Annotated in this window: 22 protein-coding genes; 11 read left to right on the top strand and 11 right to left on the bottom strand. The window is 72.6% G+C overall.

All coding sequences use genetic code 11. The features are described 5' to 3' along the window. Positions 1-231: 231 nt before the first annotated feature. Positions 232-1407 carry a type VII secretion protein EccE gene (locus ABZU91_RS07070; protein WP_355235194.1) on the bottom strand — a complete coding sequence of 392 codons (1176 nt, stop codon included), beginning with the start codon at positions 1405-1407 and terminating at the stop codon, positions 232-234. A gap of 148 nt (positions 1408-1555) precedes the next feature. Here ABZU91_RS07070 and eccB point away from each other — a divergent pair, with 148 nt between their 5' ends. The 8 genes from eccB (at position 1556) to ABZU91_RS07110 (ending at position 8051) form a co-directional block, all read left to right on the top strand. Continuing rightward, positions 1556-3082: a type VII secretion protein EccB gene (eccB, locus tag ABZU91_RS07075; protein WP_355235197.1), complete on the top strand. Its 1527-nt coding sequence runs from the start codon at positions 1556-1558 to the stop codon at positions 3080-3082. A gap of 86 nt (positions 3083-3168) precedes the next feature. Further along, entirely contained in the window at positions 3169-3537 is a 369-nt protein-coding gene (locus tag ABZU91_RS07080) for a hypothetical protein (protein WP_355235200.1), read from the top strand. Then, complete coding sequence (locus ABZU91_RS07085; RefSeq protein WP_355235202.1) at positions 3530-4807, top strand: WXG100 family type VII secretion target; 1278 nt, start codon at positions 3530-3532, stop codon at positions 4805-4807. Before ABZU91_RS07080 ends, ABZU91_RS07085 begins: the two co-directional genes overlap by 8 nt. 230 nt (positions 4808-5037) lie before the next feature. Further along, positions 5038-5394, top strand: coding sequence for a hypothetical protein (locus ABZU91_RS07090; protein WP_355235205.1), 357 nt, complete (start codon positions 5038-5040; stop codon positions 5392-5394). A gap of 235 nt (positions 5395-5629) precedes the next feature. Then, positions 5630-6427, top strand: coding sequence for a hypothetical protein (locus ABZU91_RS07095; protein WP_355235208.1), 798 nt, complete (start codon positions 5630-5632; stop codon positions 6425-6427). 75 nt (positions 6428-6502) lie between these two features. After that, positions 6503-6841 (top strand): YkvA family protein, encoded by a 339-nt coding sequence (locus ABZU91_RS07100; RefSeq protein WP_355235211.1) that lies wholly within the window; start codon positions 6503-6505, stop codon positions 6839-6841. Positions 6842-6872: 31 nt separating this feature from the next. After that, positions 6873-7280 (top strand): TIGR03618 family F420-dependent PPOX class oxidoreductase, encoded by a 408-nt coding sequence (locus ABZU91_RS07105; protein ID WP_355235214.1) that lies wholly within the window; start codon positions 6873-6875, stop codon positions 7278-7280. Positions 7281-7406: 126 nt separating this feature from the next. Further along, a complete protein-coding gene (locus tag ABZU91_RS07110) occupies positions 7407-8051 on the top strand; it encodes a C39 family peptidase (protein ID WP_355235217.1) in 645 nt (214 codons plus the stop codon). A 9-nt stretch (positions 8052-8060) separates the two neighbouring features. Here ABZU91_RS07110 and ABZU91_RS07115 read toward each other — a convergent pair whose 3' ends face one another. Next, positions 8061-9386: an FUSC family protein gene (locus ABZU91_RS07115; protein WP_355235220.1), complete on the bottom strand. Its 1326-nt coding sequence runs from the start codon at positions 9384-9386 to the stop codon at positions 8061-8063. Between the two features lie 164 nt (positions 9387-9550). On the opposite strand from ABZU91_RS07115, the gene ABZU91_RS07120 reads away from it, so the two are divergent. Further along, on the top strand, positions 9551-10147 hold the full coding sequence (locus ABZU91_RS07120; RefSeq protein WP_355235223.1) for a hemerythrin domain-containing protein: 597 nt from the start codon (positions 9551-9553) through the stop codon (positions 10145-10147). 70 nt (positions 10148-10217) lie between these two features. Here ABZU91_RS07120 and ABZU91_RS07125 read toward each other — a convergent pair whose 3' ends face one another. Continuing rightward, a complete protein-coding gene (locus tag ABZU91_RS07125; protein WP_355235226.1) occupies positions 10218-10400 on the bottom strand; it encodes an antitoxin in 183 nt (60 codons plus the stop codon). Positions 10401-10586: 186 nt separating this feature from the next. On the opposite strand from ABZU91_RS07125, the gene ABZU91_RS07130 reads away from it, so the two are divergent. After that, positions 10587-11738, top strand: a complete 1152-nt coding sequence (locus ABZU91_RS07130) for an AI-2E family transporter (protein ID WP_355235229.1) — start codon at positions 10587-10589, stop codon at positions 11736-11738. Positions 11739-11751: 13 nt separating this feature from the next. On the opposite strand, the gene ABZU91_RS07135 is transcribed toward ABZU91_RS07130, so the two are convergent. Next, positions 11752-12429, bottom strand: coding sequence for a dienelactone hydrolase family protein (locus ABZU91_RS07135; RefSeq protein ID WP_355235232.1), 678 nt, complete (start codon positions 12427-12429; stop codon positions 11752-11754). A 245-nt stretch (positions 12430-12674) separates the two neighbouring features. On the opposite strand from ABZU91_RS07135, the gene ABZU91_RS07140 reads away from it, so the two are divergent. Continuing rightward, complete coding sequence (locus ABZU91_RS07140) at positions 12675-12854, top strand: hypothetical protein (RefSeq protein ID WP_234591596.1); 180 nt, start codon at positions 12675-12677, stop codon at positions 12852-12854. 45 nt (positions 12855-12899) lie between these two features. On the opposite strand, the gene ABZU91_RS07145 is transcribed toward ABZU91_RS07140, so the two are convergent. From ABZU91_RS07145 to ABZU91_RS07175, 7 genes are all read right to left on the bottom strand, one after another. Then, a complete protein-coding gene (locus tag ABZU91_RS07145) occupies positions 12900-15275 on the bottom strand; it encodes a glycoside hydrolase family 65 protein (RefSeq protein ID WP_355235235.1) in 2376 nt (791 codons plus the stop codon). After that, positions 15272-16063 carry a beta-phosphoglucomutase family hydrolase gene (locus ABZU91_RS07150; RefSeq protein WP_355235238.1) on the bottom strand — a complete coding sequence of 264 codons (792 nt, stop codon included), beginning with the start codon at positions 16061-16063 and terminating at the stop codon, positions 15272-15274. The genes ABZU91_RS07145 and ABZU91_RS07150 overlap by 4 nt, the downstream gene beginning before the upstream one ends. A gap of 61 nt (positions 16064-16124) precedes the next feature. Further along, positions 16125-16589, bottom strand: a complete 465-nt coding sequence (locus tag ABZU91_RS07155; protein ID WP_355235241.1) for a DUF4442 domain-containing protein — start codon at positions 16587-16589, stop codon at positions 16125-16127. 63 nt (positions 16590-16652) lie between these two features. Next, complete coding sequence (locus ABZU91_RS07160; protein WP_355235244.1) at positions 16653-17669, bottom strand: hypothetical protein; 1017 nt, start codon at positions 17667-17669, stop codon at positions 16653-16655. A gap of 93 nt (positions 17670-17762) precedes the next feature. Continuing rightward, positions 17763-19064, bottom strand: a complete 1302-nt coding sequence (locus ABZU91_RS07165) for an ABC transporter ATP-binding protein (protein WP_355235247.1) — start codon at positions 19062-19064, stop codon at positions 17763-17765. Between the two features lie 132 nt (positions 19065-19196). After that, positions 19197-21407 (bottom strand): bifunctional glycosyltransferase family 2 protein/CDP-glycerol:glycerophosphate glycerophosphotransferase, encoded by a 2211-nt coding sequence (locus tag ABZU91_RS07170; protein ID WP_355235250.1) that lies wholly within the window; start codon positions 21405-21407, stop codon positions 19197-19199. Between the two features lie 16 nt (positions 21408-21423). After that, entirely contained in the window at positions 21424-23421 is a 1998-nt protein-coding gene (locus tag ABZU91_RS07175; protein ID WP_355235752.1) for a DUF5941 domain-containing protein, read from the bottom strand. Positions 23422-23458: the final 37 nt, after the last annotated feature.

Here is a 23458-nt window from a genome sequence, read left to right on the forward strand (position 1 = left end):
CCAGCCACGAGAACTTCCGGGCTCTGCTTCGCGCTCGGCCTGTCACGTCTGCGTCTTTAACCGATCTTCGTCGTCAACGGAGGAAACGTTACCACTCCCGCCGAGAAAGTCTAGTCTCCAGAGACTAAATTTTTTGGGCGACCGATTGCAGCTTCCCCTCCCCGTGCCGCCTGCGACAGGCTGGTGCGCCTGCCGGGCAGGAGGGGCCGGGTACCCGAGCAGGAGGAACGGTCAGCGGGGCTGCCGGCCTGTCGTCGAGGCGACCGGCGCGCTGGCGTACACGCCGGGTCCGTGCTGCCCGTCCATCGGCCGCGTCGGCGTACCGGCGCGATGCGCCACCTCCCGGACGACCTTGACCAGCGCCTCGACGTGGTTGTCCATCGCCGCGACCCGCAGCAGTGGGGCCGCCACGCGCCCGTCGGGCGTCACCGCCGCCGCCACCGTGTGCGAGGGCGCGGAGGTGGCGGTGATCGCGTCCACCAGCGGGCCGAGCGGTGCGCCCGGCCGGCCCCGCAGGGTCAGACAGCGGTGCGTCCAGCCGCCGCCGCGCAGCCCCTGCCAGGTCTCCGTCGGCGGCTCCGGCACCAGGTCCAGTCCGGCGGCGGACACCACGGCGGCGCGCAGCTCGTCGCGGCCCAGCGGCCGGTGGGCCAGGCCGGCCGCCGTCAGCGCCTTGCCCAGCCGGCCGATCCCGGTGGCGAGCGTCCGGTGGACGCCCGGCAACCCACCGCCTCGGCTCACGGTCTCGACCCGTGCGTCACGGACCGTGAGCCGCAACGCCACCCAGACGGTACGGTGTGCCGCCGGTGGCGCACCGGCTGCCGGGTACCAGACCAGGGTGTGCGCGACCACCTGGGCCCGGGAGACCGGCGCCGAGAAGTCGGCAAGCACCCGCAACGCCCGGTCCACTGTCGACGCGTCCACCGAGCCGACTGCGGCGCCGGTGGCCGGTTGCAGCGCGACCGCCGCGAACCACCCCTGGTCGTCCTGCCCGATGCCCAGCCGGGTGCCCCGATCGGTCAACTCGATGACATGCAGTTCGGGTGCCAGCGCGGCCAGCCGGGGGTCCGCTGCGGTATCGCCGGCCAGGGTCGCCTCGGCCCGCTCACGGCGGTCACGCAGCCGGCGCCGCAGCAGCACGTCCTCGAACCACCAGCGTCCACCACGTCGGGCGAACGCGGCGAGTACGAGCACCACCGCCACGACCGCCACGGCCGCGAGCAGCCAGCTCGGACCGGCCGTCGCAGCCCACACGGCCACGGCACAGACCTCGAGTACGACGAGCTGACCGACCAGCACCGGACCGATCCGACCCCGACCCGGCCGATCGGCCGCAGGGGTGGCCCGCGCCGGTACGGTGGACGGCCTGGTGACGGCATCCGCGGGTCGCGCCTGAACCTGCGTCATCGCTGACTGTCCCTCCTGGACGGTACGGCTCCGTGCCGAAGCGGTCCGGCGGGGGCCCCGAGGACCCACCGTCGGCCCCTTATCGTAGGGAAGCCCGCGACGGCACCCCGAGGACATCGTCGCGGATCCACCCCGCCGGAGGTAAGTCATGCGGACCCGCCGCGATCAGGTGCAGGCGTACCGCTTCGTCACCCGCCGGATCGTCTCCGCGCTGCTGTCGGGCGACCCGGAGACCACCAACCTGCCGATGCGACGACTCGGCATGGCGGTCATCGGCAGCGTGATCGCCGCCGCCGTGGTGCTCGGCGGCGTGGGCGCGTACGGCCAGTTGACCGGGAACACCGCTCCCCTGGAAGAGAACACGCTGGTCATCGAACGGGAGACCGGCGCGACCTACGTGTACGCCCAGGGACAGCTGCACCCGACGCTCAACTACACCTCGGCCCGGCTGATCCTGAACGAGCCCGACCCGGCGGTGCGCACCAAGTCGCAGGCGTCGCTGCGGGACCGGCCGCGGGGTCGTACCGTCGGCATCGTCGGCGCGCCCGACGCGCTGCCGGACCGCAAGTCGTTGACGGGCCTGCCGTGGTCGGTCTGCGACGTGCCCGACCCGGTCGACCCGCGCCGCTCCACCACCCGCGTCGTGATCGACCGGGCGCTTCCCGGCGGCACGCCACTCGGTGACCGCGCGGTGCTGGTCACCGTGGACGGCCAGCGGCACCTGCTCACCGGCGACTCCCGGCTGGAGGTGCGCGGCGGGGACCAGGCGATCGCGGCGCTGCGAATGACGGGTACGGCCCCACTACCGGTCGGGCAGCAACTGCTCAACGCCGTACCGGCCGGTCCACCACTGCGCAAGCCGTCACTGCCCGACATGGGTGAGCGCAGCGGGCTGAGCGTCGCCGGCAGTCCCGCCACCATCGGTCAGGTCTTCCAGGCGGCCGGGCAGCACTACGTACTGGCCCGCGAAGGCCTCGTCTCGATCAGTGAGATCACCGCGCTGCTGCTGCTCAGTGGTGGCGGTCGGATCACCGACATCACGCCCGATCAGGCCGGCCGTCTCCTGACGGAGCAGCGGCTCGACGCGGACGGGATGCCGAGGACGCTGCCGACCCTGTACGCGGCGCGGGCCGGACAGACGCTGCTCTGCGCGACGTACCGGGCCGGCGACGCGGGTGGTCCGCCGATCACCACGTTGGAGATCTTCGACCGGGTGCCGGCGGAGCTGACGGATAACGAGCCGGGCTCGGTGCCGGTGCGCCAGACCGCCCGGGACGCGGTGCGGACGGCGGAGTCGGTGCTGCTGCCCGGCGGTAAGGGCGTCCTGGCGCAGGCCGCGCCCGGCGCCGGCACCAGCGGTTCCGGCGCCGCCGGTGCGACGGTCTACCTGATCAGTCCCCAGGGTGTCCGGTACCCGCTCGGTTCGCCCGAGACGCTTGGCGCGCTCGGCTACGAGGGGGTCAAGCCGCTGGCGGTGCCCGGCTCGCTGCTCGCGTTGATCCCCACCGGCCCCACCCTTGACCAGCAGGCCGCGCTCGCTCAGTTCGCGCCCGGCGACGCACCGGCGAGCACGCCTGCGTCACCGCCGACCTCGCCGACGCCCAGCACGACCGCCCCGACGGGTGAGGGCACCGGCGGCGGAGGGCCGGAGGCATCGACCAGCGCTGACGACTGAGCCGTTCGGACGGGTCGCCCGGGTCGCGGAGGTGGACTAACCTGGGTCCGCTGACGGTTGTCAACCAGAACGACGGGGATGTTGCCATGACCGGGCGTACGGAAGTCGACCTGCTGTCCCTTGAGGACTTCCACCAGCACCTTGCGTTGCGGCTGAGCCAGGCCGAATCCTTGCTGCGCAAGCTCAACACCGAGATGCAGTGCAGTCCGCCGGCGCTTGGCTCGTTCGACGACGCGACACAGAACTCGCGCCGCTACAGCGAGGTCCACCAGTCCTACGTGGACCAGGCCGAGCGGCTCCGGCAGGCGGTGCAGGCGGCGCAGCAGGCGACCAGCACCATCCTCGCCAACTACCGCACCGCCGAGGCGCGTAACGCGGCCAACGCCACCGACATCACCGCGGCGTTGACCGGGGTCGACCGGGCGTTGCAGCCGAAGGGGGACGGGCGTGTCTGAGTACACCCAGCGTTACGAGGGTCGGAGCCACCAGGAGCTGTACGACGCGGTGATGGCCGGCAAGCCGGAGCAGATCGAAGGGATCGCCGCCCAGTGGGCCGCCCTCAAGGGCATCCTGGACGGCCTCGGCCGGGAGCTGAGCGGCGACCTCGACAAGCTCGGCAACACCTGGACGGGCTCGGCGGGCCGGGAGTTCCAGCGGCGCCTGACGCTGATCGTCGACCACTCCGACGCGCTGGGCGAGGGCATGTCCGGCATCAAGCAGGGGCTCACCATGATGGCGGGCCAACTGCGCACCGCGCACAAGAAGGCGGAGAGCCCGGAGGAGACCGACGACAACGATCAGGCCGTCTCCGGCGCGCTCAAGGGTTCCGCGTTCGGGCTGCCCGGCATGGTGGTCGGCGGCATCATGGGCCACCAGCAGGACAAGGCGGAGCAGGAGAAGGCCCACCAGCGGATGGTGACCCTCGTTGCCGAGTTGGCGGCCGGCTACGACCTCTCCGCCTACGACCGCGTCGTGGACCCGCCTCCTCCGCATCCGGAGACACCGCGCACGGTCAACGACGATCGGCCGACGCCGCGCAGCGGCCCGGCCAGCACGACGCCGTCGGCCGCGCCGACCGCCACCGGCCTCACCGCGCACACGGGCGGCGCGACCATGGCGACGCCCGACGGCGTGGCCGCTGCGCCGGCCGGCGGGGGTGGCTCGGTTCCCGGCCACGACGGCGGCACGTCTGTCGTCGTCGTCGGGCCGGAGGGCACCGGCGACGGCGAGCAGGGCTCCACCTCCCTCGCTGGCGCGGACCCGCTGGTCAGCGGCGCCCTGCTCGCCGGCGGGGCGGCCGGGTTGGCCGGTCTGTCCGGGCCGACCACCATGCCCGCCAGCGCCACCGGCGGTCCGAGCCTGCTCTTCGGGACACCGGGTGGCACACCGGCCGGCGGGGTGCTGCGCACCTCCGCGCTCGCCGGCTCCACCAGCACCCCCACCACGTCGGGCCGGCCGACCGGGGGCGCCGCCGCTGCCGAGAGCCGTTCGGCCAGCGGCGTCGGGCGGAGCATCGACGGTCGGCGCAACGAGTCCGGTCGGGCCGCCGCAGGCGGTCGGCAGGGCCTGACGGGTAACGGTCGGTCCGCCGGCCGTCCCGGGGTGCTCGGCGGGCACGGCCATGGAGAGGACGACGATTCCGACGACCGGCTGACCTGGCTGACCGAGGACGAGATGGTGTGGCGGGACGGCGGGGACGCCGCGCCACCGGTGCTCGGCGGCTGACACCGGCACCGCACACGACCACGGGTGACCCCCGCCGGAACCGCTCCGGCGGGGGTCACCGTGCGTCGGCGCACGAATATCGGCGTGCGGTCCACCGCCCACGGCTTGCAGCTCACGGCGCGGGATGTCGGGTTGGCGCGACCGTCCACAGTGTCGGCGGTGGCGGTGGTCACTGCCGATGTCGTCACCGCCGTGCTGCGCCGTGCCGGCGCGGAGGATAGGTTGGTCGGGTGTCGTCCGCAGCTCTGGTCCGCCCAGCCCGCTGGGCCGTGCTGCGGTCGCTGCGGGAGCTGACCCGGCTGGCGGTCACCGCGCTGGTGCTCGCTGTCGGCGTCGGCGGCGCCCTCGCCGCCACCCCGCCTCCCGCGCAGGCGCAACTGCGACCGAGCGCCGTGAGCAGCCGGGTGGACGCGGTTCGGCCCGGAGCCACCACGACCACCGAGCGTGCGAGCCAGCCGGCCCCTACCCGGCCGACCGACGGCGACCTCACCGCACCGGCCGGCCCGGTCCTCGCGGGCGCGGAGCACGTGCCGACCGTCGAGCCCGGCCGCCGCACCCCGCCCCGACGCGGCCCTCCCGCAAGCTGAGTTCAGGCCGCCAGGTCACCCGACGCTTCGCCTGACCCTTCTCCGGGTCGTCGTCCGGGTGCCCAGGGCGGCAGGTCGGCCGCGACGCGCAGCCACAGCCGCTCCGGAGCGCGAATCCGCCCGGCGACGGCGCTGAGCCCCGGCCGACCACCCGTACAGCTCGCCCCGACGCCGCGGAGCCCGTCCCGTCGGGACCCATCCCTCGATACCGTCATCCGACCGCGAGGTGCTGATCATGCAGACCGTCCTCTCCGCCGTCCTGCCCGACGTACCCCGGGCCGCCTTCATCTGGCTGAGCCTGCTCGGGGTGGTCGTGTTCGCCGTCGCCGCACTCCTGGTACGCCCCGGCCGCCTCGGCCTCGACCCGACCGCCCGCATCCGCGAGGCCGCCATGCCCAGCCACCTGGAACAGGCGCTCCAGGAGCGGGAGCAGAGCCGTTACGCGCAGGAGATCGCGGTGGCCGCCGAACGTGCCACCACCACCGCCCAGCGCCGCCGGGCGGAGTGGGAAGCCGCGCAGGAGACCGTCGAAGCCGCTTGGCAGGCGCTGGAGACGGCCGAGGCCGGCGTACGGCGGCTCGGCGCGGCGGCCGCGATGCCGTTGCCGCACACCGACCGGACGCCGGCCGAGTACGCCGACCGCGAGCGCTACCTGCACCGGGCCGCACTGGACGCGTACTGGCGACGGGAGTTGTCGGTGGAACAACTCAGTGACGTCTTTGCGCACCGCGACGGCTGGGACCCCCGGCTGCACCCCGTCGAGCAGGAACTCGTGCTCCACCGGGCCGTCCGCGACAACCTGGCGGCCCGGCACGCTGCCGCCCGGGATCGGGAGCAGGCTGCCTGGCGGGCTGCCGAGTTGGCCGTGGCGGCGGCTCGCAGTCTGCGTGCGGAGGCGCAGGCGGCCAGCGGACGGCGCAGGGCGGAATCGTCCTCGGTGCTGCCGCTCAGCGAGGTCCTTCGCCCGTCCGCCGACCAGACGCGGGAGAACACGGTGGTCGCCAGGGGTCGGGCGGCGGTCCCGGCGTTCTGACCCGGCGGCGCGACGAGCGGTTCTGCCGAGCGAGCGATCCGAGCCGGGACGGCGTCCGTGGGTTAGCGTGACGGCATGTCCCGACAGTCGTGGGTCCTCGTGGTGGTCGCCGGCATCCTGGCGCTCGCCACACTTGTCGGCGCGGTGGTGCTGGCGGTGCGTGTGGTGCGCACGAGGCGGCTGCTGACCGGGCTCGGCGCGGGCGGCAAGGTGGCCTTCTACGGGGCACTGATCTATACGATCTTCCCGGTGGACATCCTCCCGGACCCGATCTACCTGGACGACATGGGCGTCCTGGCCGGCGCGCTGATCTATCTCACCCGACTGGTCCACAAGCGCCGGGCGGCCGGCCGTCGCCTGCCCGGGCAGTCGGACGCTCCGCCGGAGGAGGACCGCGCCCGCTCCGTACGATGATCGGGGTTGGGACACAGGACGGGAGACGCACATGGCGGGTGGTCACCGGCTGGACATCCGTGACGACCGGGTGGCCGCCTTCTGTGCGGAGCGGCACCTCGCGACGCTGACCACCCTGCGCGCCGACGGCACCCCGCACGTGGTGCCCGTCGGAGTCACTCTCGATCCGGCGGCCGGGCTGGCCCGGGTGATCACCTCCGGCACGTCCCGCAAGGCCCGGCAGGTGGCCGCAGCCGGCCCGGACGGCACCCCGGTGGCCGTGTGTCACGTGGATGGCCGTCGCTGGTTGACGATCGAGGGGCGGGCGGTGCTCCGCTCGGATCGGACCGCCGTCGCGGAGGCCGAGCGCCGTTACGCCGAGCGGTACCGTACGCCGCGCCCGAATCCGGAGCGTGTGGTCATCGAGATCACCGTGACGGGTTTGCTCGGAAGTCTCTGACGTCCGGTACGTCCCTCCTGACCGTTTCGGCGGTGGCGGAATGCCACCCGGAGCCGGGTCGTTACGTCCCCGGTAACCACGGCCGAGACCGCCACGAGGGCGGCACCCCCGAACGGAGACTCGACCATGAACCCCATCGTGCAGAAGAGCGGCCTGTCCGTCGTCGGGCTGCTGGTCGCCGGCGGTTGCGCCCTCGGGCCCGCCGTCGCCGCGCAGGCAGCCCCCGCGCAGGGTGCCCCGTCCTCGTCGAGCCAGACCAACCGCAGCGCCGAGCGAATCCTCGACATCGACTACCAGGCACAGCCGAACTTCTTCTACTGCGGCCCGGCCGCGACACGCATCGCGCTGTCCGCGCAGGGCAAGGCGCTGTCCCAGGACGAGGTGGCCAAGCGCCTCGGCACCACCGAGGCGGGCACACCGTCGGCCCTCGACACCACCCGCGTGCTCAACGAGCTGACCGGAGGCCGCTACCGGACCACGGAGATCCGTGACTCGGTGGCCCGCCCCGACCAGGTCGAGAAGCTACGCCGAGACGTGCTGGCCGCGATCGACGCCGGCCGCCCGGTGGTGGCCAACATCAAGGGCACAACCGTGGACACCGACGGCAACCCGCACTCGTACGAGGGCGGCCACTACCTGACGCTCGTCGGCTACCGCGACGGTGGAGACGACATCCGTGTCGCCGACCCGGCCGACCCGGCGCTGGGCGAGTACTGGATGAGCCTGCCGAAGGTCGCCAACTGGATCGCCGAACGCGGCTACTCGTCCTGATCCGACCGTTCAGCGGGCCGGCCTCTCCCGCGCGGAGGGGCCGGCCCTGCTGTTGTCGCGTCTGCGGTTGGCGAGGTGCACCCGACGCCGCGCACGAACGGCCCGCGTCGGCCGGGCGCGGTGCAGCTCACGCCGGGGCGGCGGAGCGATGGTCGACTCGCCGGCGCCGGCCGCCCGACGCACGATCCGGTTGGCGTCGTCCGGTTCGCAGCCGGCGGCCCGGAGCAGGTCGCTCGCCGCGGTACGCAGGCCGGTGACGAGCGCATCGCCGAAGGATTTGACCCCGCTCGCGGCGGCCCTTCCGGCCAACTCGGCACACTCCTCGACCAGCTTCCGCGTGCACCGCGGATCGTTGCCGACCCGGCACTCCTTCCGCATCTCCGTTACCGCCTGCCCCAGCCGACCGATCGCGTCCGGCAGCTCCGACGGGATCGGCTCGTCGTACTCGAGGGCGGTCGTCGACCAGCGGGCGAGGACGCGAGTGTCCAGCAGCAGCCGTTCGAGGTTGTCGGCGCTGTGGGCGTACCGGTGGAACTGCTGGCGACGGTGCCACCGGACCGGCGCGATCGTCACCACCTCCTCCGCCCCGCTCAGTGCGTCGTGCAGTCGGCCGAGGTCCTCGTCGGTGCCGCGCAGCCGATCCAGCACGTGTCTCGTCCGGTTGCTGTCGCGCTGCCGCAGCGCCCGCCCAAGCTCGTCGAGTTGCTCGCAGAGGATCGTGAAGATCGGCGTCGCCGCCCGGTCCAACACCCGCATCGGGTTGACCGGCAGCAACAGCGCGACAACCACCAGACCAACCGCCCCGCCGACGAGCGCGTCGAAGATCCGGGGCACCTCCAGGCCACGGCCCATCGGGGCCAGCGTGGCGATCAGTACGGCGGTACCGCCGGCCTGACCGACCAGAGGGCCACCCTTCCCGGCCACCAGCAGCGCGCTGGCGATGGCCAGGGCGACGACCACCCCGGTCTGCCACGGTCCCGAGCCGACGATGAAGCGCAGCCCGTCGCCAATGACGATGCCCAGCCCGACACCGGCCAACAGTTCGAAGGTGCGCCGGGCCCGCTGCCCGATGGCGGTGGCGATCGTACCGACGGCGGCAGCGGGAGCGAAGACGTGCGCCCCCTGGCCAAGGAAGTGCTTGGCGATCAGGGCCGCGAGCGCCGCCGCCAGCCCGGACTGGACGGCGATCACCAGGGTGACCTGCCACTGCCGGGCACGAATCCGGCCCGCCTGGCCGCTGCGGTGCCGCACCCGTTCGACCGCTTGGCCGCCGCGCTCGGCTGCCTCGTCGAGGCGTGACCGGTCGCGCTCTGCCGGTGTGCGGTCGTCGGGCATGGCGGCGCTTACCCCGGAGGCGTCCGACCAATCGTGCCTCTGTGTCCCACCCGCCCCACCGACACCGGCAGCATCCGAATCCATCGGCGTCCGTAGGTTTGCCGGTCCGCTGCGGGGTACCAGGGGCCACACACCCACCGATCCGCAACCGGTAAGGGGCCCAGATGAGCAGTCCACAGAGCACCGGCGACCAGGATGTGGTCGACATCCTCGTCGCCGACCACCGCGAGGTCGAAACCCTCTTCGTCGAGTTGGAGACGCGACAGGGTACGCCCGAGCACCGTCGTCAGCTCGCCGACGTGGTGATCGCCGAGCTGGTCCGGCACGCCGTGGCCGAGGAGGCGTACGTCTATCCGACAGCCCGCGAGGTACTGCCCGACGGCGACCAGATCGCCGAGCACGAGATCGCGGAACATGCCGACGCCGAACGCACGATGAAGGACCTGGAATCGGTCGACCCGTCCGACCCACGCTTCGACGAGTTGCTGGCCCACCTGACCAGCACCATCCGTCACCACGTGCAGGACGAGGAGAACGACCTGTTCCCGCGGCTGCGCGCCGCCACCGCCCAGGAGGAGATGGTCGAGCTGGCCGGCAAGGTGACGGCGTTCAAGAAGATCGCGCCGACCCGGCCGCACCCGAGCGCCCCGGACCACCCCCCGGCCAACAAACTGCTCGCCCCCGGCACGGGGATCATCGACCGGATGCGCGACGCGCTGAGCGACCGGCCGACCTCGATGGACGAACTGCGCCAGGGCTGACCGACGTCAGGTCCGACAAGGACAGTCCCGGGCCGCCGAATCCTCGGCGGCCCGGGGAACGTCCGGTACGTCAGCGGACCTGGTCACCCTCACCGGTACGCGCCTGAGCCTGGTCGACGCCCTTGTCGATCTGGTCGTCGTACTTCCCGCCCGTGCGCTTGTCGGCCATGTCGCCGGCCTTCTCCATACCCTGGTCAACCTGCTTGTCGTGCTTGTCGGCGAAGTCCTTGGCCTTGTCCATGAAGTCACCCACGGCGCTCCTCCTCCTTCGGTGGTTCCCCTTCGCCTTCCCCCGGCCCGACGGCGCAAACACCGGGCGATGGCCCTTCGGACGCGAAGCACCGACCAGCGGACCCCGGGCGGCGTACGATCCGCGCGGGCGGTCGGGTGTCGGCGCACGACCGGCCGGGTACGGACCTCGCCGAGCGAGGAGGCCGACATGACGGCAGACGAACCCGGGGCGCACGCCGCACCGACGACCGGCGGCACGGCGACGACCGGTGACACGGCGACGACCGGTGACACCGGAGCGCGCCACGCGTGGGCGGCACTGCCCTGGTTGGTCCGGACCGCGGTGCTCTGGAGCGCCTGCCTGGTGGTGATCGTCACCGGGCTCTACCTGCTGGGCCGGATCGCCGTCCTGCTGGCCCCGCTCGCCATCGCCCTGGCCGCCACCATCTTCCTCACCGCGCTGTTGGACCCGGTGCTGGTCCGCCTGCGCCGACTTCGCCTGCCCGCGGCGCTGGCCGCGCTGCTCACCGTCCTGCTGCTGCTCGGCATCCTGGTGGGCGTCGGCGCGCTGGTGTGGAACCTGACCGCCAGCCAGTTCGACCAGCTCAGTCAGGAACTCACCCAGGGGCTCGACCGCAGCCGCGACTTCGTCACGTCGACCCTGCCGGTCAGCGAGGCCCAACTCGACAAACTGGTCGACCAGGCCCGCGACGGGCTCAGCGGCAGCTCGCCCGACCCGGTGTCCGGGGCCCGGACGGCCAGCGAGGTCGTCGGCTCCGCACTGCTCGCACTGGTGCTGCTCTTCTTCCTGCTCAAGGACGGCCGGTCGATGTGGCAGTGGACGCTGTCACGGATGGCCGGCCCGAACCGGGAGTTGGTGGCCGAGGCCGGTCGGGGCGGCTGGCAGACGCTCGGCGCGTACAGCCGGGGAACCATGCTGATCGCGGCCATCGACGCGATCGGCATCGGTCTGGCCCTGGTGGTGCTGCGGGTGCCGCTGGCCCTGCCGCTGGCGCTGATCACATTCCTGGGCGGCTTCGTGCCGATCATCGGGGCGACGGTGGCGGGGGCGGTCGCGGTGCTGGTGGCGTTGGCAGCCAACGGGCCGACAACCGCCCTGCTCACCCTCGCCGCAGTCGTCGCGGTGCAGCAGATCGAGGGCAACCTGCTGGAGCCGCTGGTCATGAAGCGCCAGGTACGCCTGCACCCGGCCGTGATCCTGGTGGCGGTCACCGCCGGCACCCTCATCGCGGGCATCGCCGGCGCCTTCGTCAGCGTCCCGATCACCGCCGTCCTGTGGCGCATCATCGACACCGTGCAACGCCACCGCTCCACCACGCACGTGCCAGCGGCGCAGTGACGCCGACGCCCGGTCAGGCGTGGCGGCGCGCGGTGGTCGTCCGGGCCAGGTGGGTGGTGAACCAGACGCCGGCGTGCTCGGCGACCTGGTCGAGCGTGCCGGGCTCCTCGAAGAGATGGGTGGCCCCCGGTACCACCCGCAACTCGCCGACATCTCCCAGCTCGGCGAGCGCCCGCTCGTTGAGCGCGAGCACCTCCTCGTCCAGGCCACCGACCAGCAGCAACGTCGGAGTGCGCACCTGGCCCAACGCCGAGCCCGCCAGGTCGGGTCGGCCACCACGGGAGACCACCGCGCCCAACCGGTCGGCGCGGGACGCGGCCGCCACCAGCGCGGCGGCGGCGCCCGTGCTGGCGCCGAAGAGACCGATCGGCACGTCACCCGCCGGACGTTCGGCCGCCAACCAGTCGACGATCCCGGCCAGCCGGCTGGCGAGCAGCCCGATGTCGAACCGCAGTTCGGCGGTGCGGGTGTCCACCTCCTCCTCGGCCGGCGTGAGCAGGTCGACCAGGACGGTCGCGAGGCCGTAGTCGTTGAGCTTCCGGGCCACCGCCACGTTGCGCGGGCTGCGCCGCGAGCTACCACTGCCATGCGCGAACAGCACCACGCCGGCCGGCTGAGCCGGCACCAGCAGGTCGGCGGGGAGCGGGGCGTCCCGAACCGGGATGGTCACCGTGCTGCCCTGCTCGTCCATGCCACACCTCCGCACGCTCGCCTGCGGTCCGGTTACCCCGCCCGCCGCGTCACACGCGCCGGGTCGCACAGCGCGTCAGTTGCGCCCGGTCGCACAGCGCGTCAGTTGCGCCCGGTCGCACAGCGCGTCACACGCGCCGGGCAGCCGGAGGGCGCGGCGTTTGTCGGGTGGGCCGTCGGGTACGCGACGCCGAGACCGCAGACCGTGTAGGCGCAGCCGCGCCCCGACGGATCGCGAGGATCATGATGGCCAAGCAGCAGATTTCCCGACAGCAGCAGATGGCCGAGCGCGCCCAACGCGAACAGGACGCCGAGCGCAACCAGGACTTCGGCGACCAGGCCGCCTCGGCCCGCCTGCCCGACGATCCCAAGGCCGCTGCGCCCCGGGACGCGATCGGACGCCCCTCGACCGGAGAGCCGGTCTGACTTACGCACACGACGGCCGGGGCGGGAACATTCCCGCCCCGGCCGTCACTGCTGCTTGTGTTCGGGCAGCCGGAGCAGGGGCGACCGGCCCGGCGGCTGTTCCGGTGGGGGCCCCGCCGGCTCGGCCGGAGGCACCGGCACGGTCACCGGCTCGTCGCAGGTGACCCGCAGCATCTGGTCGTGATGCCGCAGCTCCACGACGTCGTCCGGGCCTCCGTGGCGCAGCGAGTACGTCGTCTGGTGCGGCCGGACGTCCACCCGTAGCGACAGCCCGCGCCACTGGACGGAGAACTCCAGACGGCTGAGCCGGCTGGAGAGCCGAGGTGCGAACGACAGCTCGCCGTCATGGTCGCGCAGCCCGCCGAGCCCGCTCACCAGGGCGAGCCACGCGCCGGCCAGCGAAGCCATGTGTACGCCGTCGCGGGTGTTCTCATTGAGGTCGTGCAGGTCCATCAGCGCGGCTTCGCGCAGGTAGATGTGCGCCAGGTCCGGGTGGCCCACCTCGGCGGCGAGCACCGACTGGGTGCAGGCCGACAGCGACGAGTCGCGAACCGTCCGGCGTTCGTAGTAGAGGAAGTTGCGCACCTTCTGCTCGGGGGTGAAGGCGTCCCCCCGCCAGTGCATCGCCAGGACCAGGTCGGCCTGCTTGACGACCTGTTTGCGGTACAGGTCGAAGTACGGATAGTGCAGGAGCAGCGGGTACTTCTCGGCGGGCGTGTGCGCGAAGTCCCACTCCTGGAGCCGGGTGAACCCCTCCACCTGCTGGTGCACGTCCAACTCGTCGTCGTACGGCACGTGCATCGACGTGGCGGCGTCCCGCCAGCTCGCCGCCTCCTCGTCGGTGACCCCGAGGTGGAACGCCTCGTCCCGGTAGCGCATGACGGCGTCGGCGGCGGTGAGCAGGTTCCGCTGGGCCATCAGGTTGGTGTAGATGTTGTCGTTCTTCACCGCCGTGTACTCGTCGGGGCCGGTGACCCCGTCGATGTGGAACTGGCCGCGCCGGTCGTGGTGCCCGATCGAGCGCCAGAGTCGGGCGGTCTCCACCAGCAGTTCCAGCCCGATCTCCCGCTCGGTGGCGGTGTCACCGGTGACCAGCACGTACCGTCGTACCGCGTCGGCGATGTCGGCGGCGATGTGGAAGGCTGCCGTACCCGCCGGCCAGTACCCGGACGACTCCGGCCCTTCGATGGTCCGCCACGGGAAGGCGGCACCCTTGAGGTTGAGCGTCGCGGCGCGTTCCCGGGCCTGCTCCAACGTGCTGTGCCGCCACTGCAGGGCGCTGCGCACCGCGGAGGGCTGGGTGTACGTGAGCACCGGCAGGACGAACATCTCGGTGTCCCAGAAGGCGTGCCCGTCGTAGCCCGGGCCGGTCAGCCCCTTCGCCGAGATCGGCCGCTGCTCGGCACGGGCACCGGCCTGGAGCACGTGGAAGAGCCCGAACCGTACGGCCTGCTGGATCTCCGGATCACCGTCGACCAGCACGTCGGCCGCGTCCCAGAACTCGTCCAGGTACGCGCGCTGCTCCCGGTGCAACCCGTCCCAGCCGTCCAGCCGGGCGCCGGCCAGTGCCGCGCCGACCTGGTCGCGCAGCGCGGGCAGCGACCGTCGACTCGACCAGCCGTACGTCAGGTACTTGACCACCCGCAGCTTCTCGCCGGGTTGGAGCACACAGCCGATGGTGGTACGCACCCAGTCCTCGTACCCCTCGGACTCGATGGTCGTGCGGTCCGGACCGTGCACCTCGTGCTCCATGGCCGCGGCCACGCGCAGCCCGGAGACCTTGGTGCGGTGGATGAGCTGGCCGCCGTCCGGGGTGGTCAGCTCCTCCTCGGCCTGCAACGGGGATTCGAGAACGGCCGCGACCCGGGGGTCCTTGCTCTGCGCGGGCAGCGACTCGTTGGCCACCAGCTCGGACTGCACGATCAACCGCAGCGGGCCGTCGACGGCCTCCACCTCGTAGCTGATCGCGGCGACCGACCGTTGGGTGAACGACACGAGCCGGGTGCTGCGAACCTTGACCTCGCGGCCGGCCGGCGAGCGCCAGTGCAGCTCCCGGTGCAGGGTGCCGGCCCGCATGTCGAGGACCCGTTCGTGGGACAGCAGCTCGCCGTAGCGCACGTCGAGCGGTTCGTCGTCGACGAGCAGTCGCATCAGTTTGCCGTTGGTGACGTTGACGATGGTCTGCCCGGATTCGGGGAAGCCGTAACCGGCCTCCGCGTACGGCAGCGGACGCAGCTCGTAGAACGAGTTGAGGTAGGTGCCGGGCAGACCGTGCGGCTCGCCCTCGTCGAGGTTGCCGCGCAGGCCGACGTGCCCGTTGGAGAGCGCGAAGACGGATTCCGACTGGGCCAGCACGTCCATGTCCAGCCGGGTCTCCCGGATGTGCCACGGCTCGACGGGATAGGCCCGTTCCCGGATCATGTCAGGCCCCGCTCGCCGGTCGGGCGTGGCGCCGGCGGGGTGGCGTCGCCCGCGTCGAGCAGATCCGCGAGATCCTTCACCACGATGTCAGCGCCGTGCGCGAGCAGTTCGTCGGCCTGCCCCACCCGGTCGACACCGATCACGTACCCGAAACCGCCGGCCCGGCCGGCGGCCACGCCGGAGAGCGCGTCCTCGAACACTGCGGCCTGGGTCGGGTCGACGCCGAGGACCTCGGCACCGGCCAGGAAGGTGTCGGGTTGGGGTTTGCCGCGCAGCTTCCGCTCGCGGGCCACGAGCCCGTCGACCCGCGCCTCCAGCAGGTCTTCCAGCCCGGCGGCGGCCACCACCTCCCGCCCGTTGGCGCTCGCGGTCACCACCGCCCGACGTAACCCGGCTTCGGTCGCCGCCCGCAGATAGCGCACCGACCCCGGGTACACCTCGACGCCGGAGGTGCGCAGACGATCCAGTAGCAGGACGTTCTTGCGGTTGCCGATGCCGTTGACCGTGTCGGCCTCCGGCGGGTCGTCCGGGCTGCCCTCGGGGAGCTCAATCCCGCGGGAGGCCAGGAACGACCGGACGCCGTCGGCGCGGGGCCGGCCGTCCACGTAGCGGTTGTAATCCGGGCCGGGGTCGAACGGCCGGAACGGTTCCCCGGTCGCCGTGGCCCGCTTGCGCAGGAACTCGTCGAACGTCTCGGTCCAGGCGGCATTGTGCACCCGGGCGGTCTGCGTCAGCACACCGTCCAGATCGAAGAGACAGGCGGTCACATGAGCAGGTAGGCCCAGCACGGTACGAATCTAACCACCCGGCTGGGCGCCCAAACCCGTTTTCAGCCGTCGCCGGGCCGGCTCAGTTCGGGCGCAGGGTCCAGATGACGGTCATCGCCGAGGTGGGTGTGCCGTCCTCGGTGGCGATCTCCACCTCGACGGCGAACTCGGGCCGCCGACCGGATTCGAGCTCCGCGACCACCTCCGAGGCTGGGCGACCGAGCCGCGCGGTGGCCAGCACCGCACCCCGGGCCAGCTTGTGGTACGCGATCTCGGCACGGACGGCGAGCGGCACGGCCCGGTCGAGCAGCTGCCCGAAGGCGGCCAGCACGACCGCGCCGGAGGCCGTCTCGCCGAGGGTGAACATCGCCCCGGCGTGCGGGCCGCCGACGTGGTTGTGGGTGGCCGGCGTGTCCGGGAGCCGGACGGTGGCCCGCACCCCGCCGTCCGCCTCCGGAGCCACCTCGACGAATTCGATGCCGAGCGTCCGGGCGAACGGCACCGCTTGCAGGATGCCGGCCGCCACCTGGCGGGAGTCGATGGTCATGGCCCGACGCTACTTCTCGGTAACCAGGGCGGCAACCAGGGTTTTCCCCGACTCCGCGACGCGTCAGAGGTTGGCGATCGTCCGCAGGATCTCCGCGTAGAAGTTGCCGTCGATGCTGCGGAAGAGGGCGAAATCCTGACCCGGATCGCCGAAGAACGGGCGCAGCGTCCACGCCAACTGGGTGCCGACGAAGCCGAAGAGCAGGATCCAGATGTACAGCAGCGTCATACTTGCCGGACGCTGCGTGGGCTCGCCGCGCCGCACCGGCGGGTTGGCCCACGGGCGCTGCTGCGCCGGGTAACCCGGCGGCAGCGTACCGGGCGGGAGCGCGACGCCGGGCTGCTGCCCACCCCACTGCGCCGGAACAGCCGCCGGGGCCGGCGCGGTGGCCGTGCTGGTCGCCGTGGCGCCGTTGGCAGCCGCCCCGGCCGATACCGCGACCGGCTCGGCGGCTCCCGCCGGCGCGGTGCCGGCGTGCACGACGGCCGAGGCGTCGACCTGGGCCGGAGCGCTGACCGCCACCGGAACGCCGACCTGGCCGGGGGCGCTGGCCGTCGCCGGAGCGCTGGCCGCCGGGGCGAGCAGCCCGTGGTCGTTGAGCACCTGCATGCCGCCGGTCAGGAAGCGGAGCCCGACCAGCGCCGACAGCGTCAGGATCGCCACGTTGAGCAGCTTGAAGAAGCCGTAGTCGGGCGCGGTGATCAGGAAGAAGAGGCTGATCGGCGCGAACGCCACCGCGAGCATCGAGGTGACAGTGATCGCCACCATCACGAGCGCCAACGACTGACGCACCGAGAGCCGGGCACCGAACACCAGGTTGAACAGGTAGAGCGTGGGCAGGCAGATGGCCAGCGTCACCAGGAACAGCAGCGGCAGCTTCAGCGCGGACGTCAGCGCCATCAGCGGGCTGTGGAACGCGCCGAGCACCGCCCCGTAACAGGCGAGGGCGATGGCGGAGCTGGCCAGCATCCGGCCGGTCAACGCGTTGAGATCACCCTCGGCGACGATCTGCTGCCAGATGCCCTGACGGTCGCGCAGGATGCGCTCGATGACGAGCGGACTGGGACGGTCACCCGACACGGGCGCACCCCTCTCGGTCTGGCACGGACGGGACTAGGTGGGCAGACGGTAGGACACCGGACGCACGGGCCGCCACCCCGCTGCGGCGTGGCGTCACCGCCACCCCACGTCGATGCGCGCACCGCGCTCGTCGAAGAAGTGCAGGGCGTCCATCCGGACCGAGACCGCGAGCGGGTGCCCGGCCGTGACGGCCGGGTACGGCGCGAGTCGTACCGCCAGCTCCGCCGGGCGGCGGTGGTGCCGACCCGGGTCGGGAAGGACGCTCGTCGTCCGCGAGGCGGCACTCGGCACGTCCTCGGTCTCCACCGGCTTGCCGGTGAGCCGCTGCATCACCGCGCCGAACCGGCGCAGGCCACGCTGGCCCACCGGCGGCGGGTCCAGCGGCGCGCCCATCTCGTCCACCATGATCGCGGTCGCCCCGATGTCGAGGAACGCCAGCGACTCGTGGCCGTGGTGCTCGAGGTAGCGGATACGGCCCCGCAGCACGTCGCCGGGGCTGTCCGGAGCGACGGGCGTGAGCGCCTCGGCCCGCATCCCGACCACGATCCGCTCACCGTGGTAGTGCGCGACCGCCCGGCTGCGGATGTCGTTCCAGGGCAGGTAGAGCGACTGCTCACCGAGGTTGAGCGCGATGTACCGGTCGAGGTGGACGTAGACCGACGCCTCCAGCAGGTTCATCCGGGGACTGCCCAGGAACGCGGCGACGTAGAGCGTCGCCGGACGGCCGTACACCTGGGTGGGCGTGCCCACGTCCTGGAGCACGCCACGGCGCATGATGGCCACCCGGTCGGCCATGGTCAGCGCCTCGGCCTGGTCGTGGGTGACGTACACGGTGGTAACGCCCAGCTCCCGGGTCAGACCGGAGATCTCCGCCCGCAGCTCGGCGCGCAGCCCGCTGTCCAGGTTCGAGAGCGGCTCGTCCATCAGGAAGAGCCCGGGTCGCCGGACGATCGCGCGACCCATGGCGACCCGCTGGCGCTGACCGCCGGAGAGCTGGCCGGGCTTGCGACCGAGCACGTCACTGATGCCCAGGGCGCTCGCCACGTCGGTGACCCGTTCACCCCGCGGCTCCGGCTCCACACCGGCCAGCCGCAGCGGGAAGGCGATGTTGTCGCCGACCGTCATGTGCGGATAGAGCGCGAAGTCCTGGAAGACCATGGCGATCTTGCGGTCGCGTGGCGGAAGATCGTTCGCCAGCTCCCCGTCCAGCAGCACCGCGCCCTGCGTCGGGTCCTCCAGACCGGCGATCATGCGCAGCACTGTGGACTTGCCGCAGCCCGACGGCCCCAGCAGCACCATGAACTCGCCGTCGTTCACATCCAGATTTATGCTGTCGACGGCCAAGGTGCCGTCCTTGAAAACCTTGGTCACATCTTTGAGTGCGACGGTGCTCACCGTCATCTCCCCCACGTCTCTCGGCCGAACCCCTGATGACTGTGACCAGGATCATTGGTTTCGCACATCGGGTAAACGTCTCATGTTCGGCCCATGTCACCGGCATTACGCGGGGGGCGGGAGACCGAGCTCTCAGCAGCTCGCTGCCTGGTCGGACCGCTCGCCGAGGAACACCCGGCGCACCACCCGCTCGGCCGCGTGTCCGTCGTCCAACCCGCAGAACCGGCTCCGGAAGCGCTCGCGGGCCTTGTGTGCCGCCTCGGAGCGCACCGCGTCCGTGCGGAACAGGTCGACCAGGTCGGCGAACGTACCGGCCACGACGCCCGGCGGTTCCGCCGTGACGTCGAAGTAGACACCCCGGGCCAGGCGGTACGCCTCCCAGTCGGGTGTGTAGAGCACGATCGGCCGGTCCAGCACCGCGTAGTCGAACATCGCCGATGAGTAGTCGGTGACCAGCACGTCGGCGACCAGGTAGAGGTCCTCCACCCGCTGGTAGCCGCTGACGTCGCGCACCCGGTGGAACTCCGCCGGGCGGCCCGGCCGGCGCTCCCGGTCGTGGAAGTAGTGACTGCGCATCAGCAGCCGTCCCGAGTCGCCGAGCGCCTCGACGAACCGGTCCGGGTCGAACGGCGGTCGGTAACCGGGCAGGTGTTCGCGGTGCGTCGGGGCGTACAGCACCACCTGCTCGTCCGGGGAGAGACCGAACTCGGCACGCAGTCGGCGCACTTCGTCAGGGCCGGCGGTGGCCAGCCGGTCGTTGCGCGGGTAACCCACCTCCAGCGTGGTGTACGTGGCCGGGTAGGCCCGGTCCCACATCTGGGTGGAGAAGCTGTTGGCGCTGACGCTGTAGTCCCAGCGGTCCACCCGGCGCAGCAGGCCGGCGAAGTCCATCCGGCCCGCGCCGACCGGGTAGCGCTGCTGGTCCAGCCCCATCACCTTGACCGGGGTGCCGTGGTGGGTCTGCACGTGCACCTGCTCCGGCCGCTTGCGGACGAAGTCCGGGTAGTTCACGTTGTTGACCAGCCAACGGGCACGGGCCAGCACCCGGTAGTAGGCCGGGGTGCCGGCCACCACGTACTCCACCCCGTCCGGCACGGCGTCCACCCGGTCGCGGCGCACGATCCACACCCCGCGTACCTCGGGGGCCAGCCGGCGGGCAGCCTCGTAGATCGCCGCCGGGTTGCAGGAGTATCCCCGGAACCAGTAGGCCGCGTACACCGCGAGTGTCGGGTCCACCGGCCGGCGCAGCTCGGCCCGGTAGTACTCACGCAGCAGGCCGTCGCGGGTCAGTCGGGCACCCCGCCGGGCCACCGGCCCCAGCCGACGCCGGGCGGTGCGCGCCTGCCGACGGGCCGTGTCACGGGCCCGGCTGGCCGCCCGCAGGGCGCTGAACGTCCGCCACCGTCCGTCCGCGACCAGCCGGTGTTTCACCCCCTCGACACCCGCCGGTACGGGGTACCCGCCGACCGGCAGCCACCGCGCGTAGTCCGCGGTGATCTGCGCGAAGAACGCCGGCCGCAGCTCGGGGGCGATGCGCTGGCCGTTGCCCAGCACGGTCAGGTAGTGCCAGATCATCCGCTCGAAGACCGCCGGACGCAGCGCGTCCACGGCCGGTGACCAGGCATCCATCAGGTGGAAGACCCGGTGCCACTGGGAGAACACCTCGAAGTGCCGGTCCCCCCGGGTCTTCGTGATCGCGCCCGCGCGGCGCTGCCGGTAGTTCACGCAGACCCGGTCGAGTACGCCGATCCGGCGCGCCGCCATCAGCACCGGATAGCTGAACGGGACGTCCTCGTACCAGCCGGCCGCGAAGCGCAGGCCCAGGTCGACCAGGAACTCGCGGCGCACCAGGCGGTTCCAGGCGGTGTGCAGCAGCCGCATGGCCTCCGGTCGCTCCCGCAGCGCGAAGGTCTCCGGGCCGGGCGACTCCGGGAACACCTCGGCCATCGCGCTGCGGGTGGCGGTGTCGTTCCAGTGTGTCCGGACGTGGTCCACCAGCAGCACGTCCGGCCGGGTCACCCGAAGGCGCTCGGCCACCTCCGACAGGCAGTCCGGCACCAGCCAGTCGTCCCCGTCGAGAAACCACACGTACTCGCCGACGGCCCGGTCCAGCCCGATGTTGCGGGCTGGACCCAGGCCGACGTTCTCCGACAGTCGGACGGCCCGGACCCGCTGGTCGCGGGCCGCGTACTCGTCGATGATCTCGCCGCTGGCGTCGGGCGAGCAGTCGTCGACGGCGATCACCTCGAGGTCGGTCTCCGGCTGGCCGAGGATCGAGTCCAGGCACTCGCGCAGATAACCCTGCACCCGGAAGGCCGGCACCACGAAGCTGATCAGCGTCATCGGGCCGTCCCCTTCGTCAGCGCGGCGCGACACCTCCCGCGCCCACCGGCGCGGCCGAGGCCCGCGCGCTACGGGCCGGCCGGACGAACCAGGCCAGGACGACGCTCACCACGAAAACCACGAGAAGGTACGCACCGAGTGTAGCCATGCCGATACTCACGACGCCGGTAATCGCCGCGAGCGCCAGCAGCACCGAACGCCCCTCCCAGCCCAGCGTGGCGGTGTGCAGCGGAGGTGCCGCCTGCCGCTTCTCCAGTCGGGCGGTCAGGTCGTAGTGGTGCACGGTGAGCACGAAGACGTACCCGAAGATCAGCCACCCCGGCGCGCCGCCGACGACCCCGACCGCGATCGCGAACAGGTACTCGGCGGCCCGCAACGCGGCGGGTACCAGCCAGTCCAGCGGGCCGTTGTGCGCGGCCCCGGCACCGAGGCCGCCGGCCAGCAGCACCAGCAACGCCACCGGCACCGCCCAGCGCAGTCCGGCCGGATCGTCGCCCACTCCGGCGGCGACCAGCAGCACCGCCGGGCCGAGCGCGGCGATCACCGCCAGGGTGAGCGGCCCCATCGGGCGCACCACGGGCAGCCGGCGGGCCAGTGGCCCGTCGTCGCGGTGCAACGTGGCGTCGACCGTGTCCAGCACCGGCACCCACATCCAGCGGGCCCGCAGCGTCCGCAGGGCACCGGTGTACGCGAACGCCAACCCGCCCCACACCAGCACCGCGATCAGGCTGACCAGCGGGTTGAACAGCGCCACGGTCAGCGCGATCAGCGCCCAGCGCTCCCCGATCGGGAAGACCACGGTCCGCTTCAGCCAGTACGACAGCGAGCCGGTGTCCGCCTGCACCCGGGTGGAGGCCGCGTTGAGCCGGTCGCCGATCCCGCCGCTGGCACCCGTCGTCGTACGCGGTCGGCGGGCCGCCTCGTCGTGCAGCGCCCCGTACCAGGTGTCGGTCATGTGCCGGACGGTCTGCAACGTCATCGCGGCGATGGCGAGTGCCCAGCCGTTGCCCAGTCCGGCGTGGCTCACGCCGAAGCCCAGCCCGGCGTAGACCAGGTACTCCTTGGCCCGGTCCGCCATCGTGTCCAGCCAGCCGCCCCACGCGCTGAAGTGCCGGGTGTAGCGGGCCAACTGGCCGTCCACGCAGTCCAGCACGAAGCCGAGGTAGAGCAGCACCGCGCCGCTGACGAGCGCGAGCCGGCCGCCGACCCCGAACAGCACCGCCGCACCCAACGCGAAGAGCACCGAGATCACCGTGACCCCGGTCGGGGTGAGCCGCAGCCGGGCCGCCATCCGCACGACGTACGGCGACCAGGTGCTGACGAAGTAGGTGGAGAAGAAGTCGTCGCGCTCCTTCACCGACAGCCGCAGCTCGGCCCGGTCCTCGTCGACGGCGGTCACCGCCGCCTCGGCGGCGACCAGGCCGGCACCGTCCTCGACCCGGTGGGCCACGAGCAGACGTACCCGCTGGGCGAAGATCAGGGTGCCGAGCGCCGCGAGACCCGCGACGAGCCGGTCCACGGCGGACCCGCTGTCGTCGTGGCCGGCGCGCCCGCCCGCCGGCAGCGGCGACACGTCACCGGCCGGGCCGATCGGGGCGGCGACCGGCCGCGCGCCGACGGCGGCGGCCCGCGCGGCGGCGGCGAGGGTCGGCAGGTCGTCCACACCGACCCGGAGCGCGCCGCCGAACACGCCTGTGGCGTCGCCGTCGAGGGCTTCCAGCGGGCCGGCGTCGACCACCTGACCGCGCTCCTCGCGCACGGCCGTCCGTCCGGGCACCGGCGGATCGGTCAGGACCAACGCCACGGTCGGCCCGACCGGGCTGGTGGCGAGGTGCCGCAGGACGGCGGTGTGCGCCACCAGGTCGGTGCCGGTGATCAGCAGCGGACCGGTGGCCGTGTCGGCCAGCGCGGCCAACTCGTCCAGGGTGGCGGCGAAGCGCACCTCGGCCGCGCCGGCCCGGCGCAACTGGTCGGCGAGCCGGTCGGCCAGCGGCTCGCCGGTCGCGGTGGTCAGGCCCGCCGCGGTCGTTCCGCCGGCGAGCACGATCGCG

The organism is Micromonospora sp. NPDC005174, from assembly GCF_040608495.1.
Classification (GTDB): domain Bacteria; phylum Actinomycetota; class Actinomycetes; order Mycobacteriales; family Micromonosporaceae; genus Micromonospora.

What these genes read in the sequence shown, in the direction of transcription:
- ABZU91_RS07120 (WP_355235223.1), top strand. Translation starts at nt 9,551, where the DNA reads ATGAGCAGTCCACAGAGCACCGGCGACCAGGATGTGGTCGACATCCTC.
- ABZU91_RS07105 (WP_355235214.1), top strand. Translation starts at nt 6,873, where the DNA reads ATGGCGGGTGGTCACCGGCTGGACATCCGTGACGACCGGGTGGCCGCC.
- ABZU91_RS07145 (WP_355235235.1), bottom strand. Translation starts at nt 15,275, where the DNA reads ATGATCCGGGAACGGGCCTATCCCGTCGAGCCGTGGCACATCCGGGAG.
- ABZU91_RS07095 (WP_355235208.1), top strand. Translation starts at nt 5,630, where the DNA reads ATGCAGACCGTCCTCTCCGCCGTCCTGCCCGACGTACCCCGGGCCGCC.
- ABZU91_RS07100 (WP_355235211.1), top strand. Translation starts at nt 6,503, where the DNA reads ATGTCCCGACAGTCGTGGGTCCTCGTGGTGGTCGCCGGCATCCTGGCG.
- ABZU91_RS07140 (WP_234591596.1), top strand. Translation starts at nt 12,675, where the DNA reads ATGGCCAAGCAGCAGATTTCCCGACAGCAGCAGATGGCCGAGCGCGCC.
- ABZU91_RS07110 (WP_355235217.1), top strand. Translation starts at nt 7,407, where the DNA reads ATGAACCCCATCGTGCAGAAGAGCGGCCTGTCCGTCGTCGGGCTGCTG.
- ABZU91_RS07080 (WP_355235200.1), top strand. Translation starts at nt 3,169, where the DNA reads ATGACCGGGCGTACGGAAGTCGACCTGCTGTCCCTTGAGGACTTCCAC.
- ABZU91_RS07115 (WP_355235220.1), bottom strand. Translation starts at nt 9,386, where the DNA reads ATGCCCGACGACCGCACACCGGCAGAGCGCGACCGGTCACGCCTCGAC.
- ABZU91_RS07155 (WP_355235241.1), bottom strand. Translation starts at nt 16,589, where the DNA reads ATGACCATCGACTCCCGCCAGGTGGCGGCCGGCATCCTGCAAGCGGTG.
- ABZU91_RS07130 (WP_355235229.1), top strand. Translation starts at nt 10,587, where the DNA reads ATGACGGCAGACGAACCCGGGGCGCACGCCGCACCGACGACCGGCGGC.
- ABZU91_RS07170 (WP_355235250.1), bottom strand. Translation starts at nt 21,407, where the DNA reads ATGACGCTGATCAGCTTCGTGGTGCCGGCCTTCCGGGTGCAGGGTTAT.
- ABZU91_RS07135 (WP_355235232.1), bottom strand. Translation starts at nt 12,429, where the DNA reads ATGGACGAGCAGGGCAGCACGGTGACCATCCCGGTTCGGGACGCCCCG.
- ABZU91_RS07070 (WP_355235194.1), bottom strand. Translation starts at nt 1,407, where the DNA reads ATGACGCAGGTTCAGGCGCGACCCGCGGATGCCGTCACCAGGCCGTCC.
- eccB (WP_355235197.1), top strand. Translation starts at nt 1,556, where the DNA reads ATGCGGACCCGCCGCGATCAGGTGCAGGCGTACCGCTTCGTCACCCGC.